The 762-nt window shown below is 42.5% G+C and carries 1 protein-coding gene; it reads right to left on the minus strand.

The window, feature by feature from the left end; genetic code table 11:
- On the minus strand, positions 1 to 762 hold a 762-nt coding region (locus HMPREF0373_RS14680; protein WP_021740564.1), incomplete at both ends, for a tyrosine-type recombinase/integrase.

Here is a 762-nt window from a genome sequence, read left to right on the forward strand (position 1 = left end):
GTGGAAATGAAAGCCTTCAAATCCCTCTAATGCTTTTGCCACCTTTCTGCATACCGTCCCCAAAGTAGTCGGAAGTTCCAGACAACCATCCGGTCTTAAGCAGACAAAAGAAATTTCTTTATAATCTGCCGGGACTTCCTGCGTTCTGTCTAAGCAATAATATTCGTAGTACACTCTGTTTTTCTCTTTGACCTCTTTGTAGTAGTTCGTGTGATAAAGTTCTCCGTACTGCATTCGATTTTTTAACTGCTCTTTCCGGGCATTACGGAAAATCTCTACCAGTGTATCTCCAAAATCAACAACCCTTACTTTTTTCCGCTTGGTTGGTCCGATGATATATTTGCGCTTTGAGCCATCATATCGGATGCTGCGTCTTATGGTAAGGCATTGTTCTTCCAGATTTACGTCCTGCCATGCCAAACCGCAGGCTTCTCCAATACGAAGCCCGGCATAATAGGCTATCTGGATTGGAAGTATTGCGGCTGGGTTCTTTTTTTGCAGATAAGCAAGCAATCTTTCATAATCTTCTCGTGAAATTGGTTGGACATTTCCGTCCATATCCTCATCGGAAAACAAATCCACTTCATCCGTCTGATACCGCAGTTTAATATACTGCATAGGATTGAACGTAATATACTGCTTTGGAAATACTGCAAAGCGGAATGATTGCTGCATGACTGCGGAAAAAGAATGGATGTAATCTTTGCTGTAACCCTTTCTCTCTTTTCCATCGGGATGAACTCCCCCGAAGGAAAGCAAATC

This window comes from Eubacterium ramulus ATCC 29099, from assembly GCF_000469345.1.
GTDB classification, from domain to species: Bacteria; Bacillota; Clostridia; order Lachnospirales; family Lachnospiraceae; genus Eubacterium_I; species Eubacterium_I ramulus.